We start from the raw sequence: 1,741 nt of genomic DNA on the forward strand, positions 1-1,741 counted from the left end.
TGGTCAACCAGGGGGTCGCTCAACAGCTGGGCATTTGCACATCCCGAAGCATCGACAATCGTCTCTGCTCCCTGTAGCGCCGCCGCATCTGTGAGTCCAAGGCGGTTGCAGAGCACCCCCGTCTCGCGATCGACGTAAGGGTCGATCACGTGCTGGCGGTGTACTCGGCCACCAGTTCTTGGAGAACCTTTTCGGGGTCACGCTCTCCGCTAGCAATGTCGGTGAGCAGGCCGTCGAGGCGCGGATCGGCGGTGAGTCCCTCGAGACGCGCATTGGCACGGGCGTGATCAACGGCAGCCCGGGGTGTCAGTATTTGCGCTTGGTAGTAGTCAGCCGTCGCCTGTCGCGGGATCTCTCCCCGAGTCCTTTCATCGGGGCGCAGACGCGCTCGCGTGCTCACCCATGGATTCTCGCGATGTGTCAGGGCAGAAACCCTCCACGAGGTCCTCCAGCCTAGCGAGCGCCACGGACAGTTGATGGAACGCGCGCCCACTGACTGAGCTGCCCACGTGCTAACCCGCCACGAGCGCTCCGCGCGGCCTAGCGTTGGTCCGGCTCCCACCGCATACGACCCACTGAAGCCGAGACACCCGGAGGACTCGATGGCCGCCGAAGGTCAAGCCGCCGCCAAGGATCAGACCGCGCCGGAACCGGACGACCCGCGCAAGCCGGGCGCGCCGACCGACATCAAGAAGCCCGGCTGGAAATACACGCTCAAGGCGGCCTGGACCGAGTTCAGCCGCGACCAGTGCACCGATCTCGCGGCGGCGCTGACCTATTACGCCGTCCTCGCCGTCTTTCCTGCCCTGCTGGCTCTGGTCTCCCTGCTCGGGGTCTTCGGGCAGGGGCAGACGACCGTCGATGCGATGGTCGACCTGCTCGACGAGGCCGGCATCGGCAGCGTCAACGCCGAGCTGCGCAAGGTGCTGACGAGCATGGTCAACGCCGGCGGCGCGGGCCTGGCGCTGGTCACCGGTATCGCCGGCGCCCTCTGGTCGGCGTCGGGGTATGTCGGCGCTTTCGGCCGCGCGATGAACCGGATCTATCAGATTGACGAGGGCCGTCCGTTCTGGAAGCTGCGCCCGCTCCACCTCGCGGTGACGTTCTTCCTCGTCGTGCTCGCCGGCCTGGTGCTGCTCGGTGTCGTGGTGTCCGGTCCGATCGCCCGCAGCGTGGGGGACGCCATCGGGCTCGGGGACGCGATGGTGACGACCTGGAATATCGCCAAGTGGCCGATCATCCTGCTCATCATCGTCGCCATGGTCGCCGTGCTCTATTACGCGACCCCGAACGTGCGCCAGCCGAAGATGAAGTGGGTCAGCGTCGGCGCGGCCATCGCCATCGTCACCTGGGTGGTCGCGTCGCTGGCGTTCGGCTTCTATGTCTCCCAGTTCGGCAACTACAACAAGACCTATGGCTCGCTCGCCGGTGTCATCGTCTTCCTGCTCTGGCTGTGGCTCACCAACCTCGCGCTGCTCTTCGGCGCCGAGGTCGACTCCGAACTGGAGCGGGCGCGCCAGCTGCAGGCCGGCATCGTCGCCGAACGCAACCTGCAACTGCCGCCCCGGGACGACACCGGCTCCAAGAAGGCCGCCGCCAAACTCGAGAAGAAGGTCGCCGAGGGCCGCGAGCTGCGCGAGACCTCCGGCAACAGCACCGAACCGGTCGACCCGCACCGGGCGGCCCGGCGTGAGATGGATGCCCGGACCGCGGCCCGCCGCGAGGCCAAGGCCGCCGAGCG

2 protein-coding genes are annotated in these 1,741 nt (G+C 67.3%); one reads left to right on the top strand and one right to left on the bottom strand.

Annotated features, from left to right (window positions below; translation table 11 throughout):
• Nucleotides 1-145: 145 nt before the first annotated feature.
• Nucleotides 146-400 (bottom strand): antitoxin VbhA family protein, encoded by a 255-nt coding sequence (locus tag BN11_RS23050; protein ID WP_157044247.1) that lies wholly within the window; start codon nt 398-400, stop codon nt 146-148.
• A gap of 202 nt (nt 401-602) precedes the next feature.
• Between BN11_RS23050 and BN11_RS17335 the strand changes: the two genes are divergently transcribed.
• On the top strand, nt 603-1,741 hold a 1,139-nt coding region (locus tag BN11_RS17335), incomplete at its 3' end, for a YihY/virulence factor BrkB family protein (protein ID WP_201329292.1).

Source organism: Nostocoides australiense Ben110 (assembly GCF_001050535.1).
GTDB classification, from domain to species: Bacteria; Actinomycetota; Actinomycetes; order Actinomycetales; family Dermatophilaceae; genus Nostocoides_A; species Nostocoides_A australiense.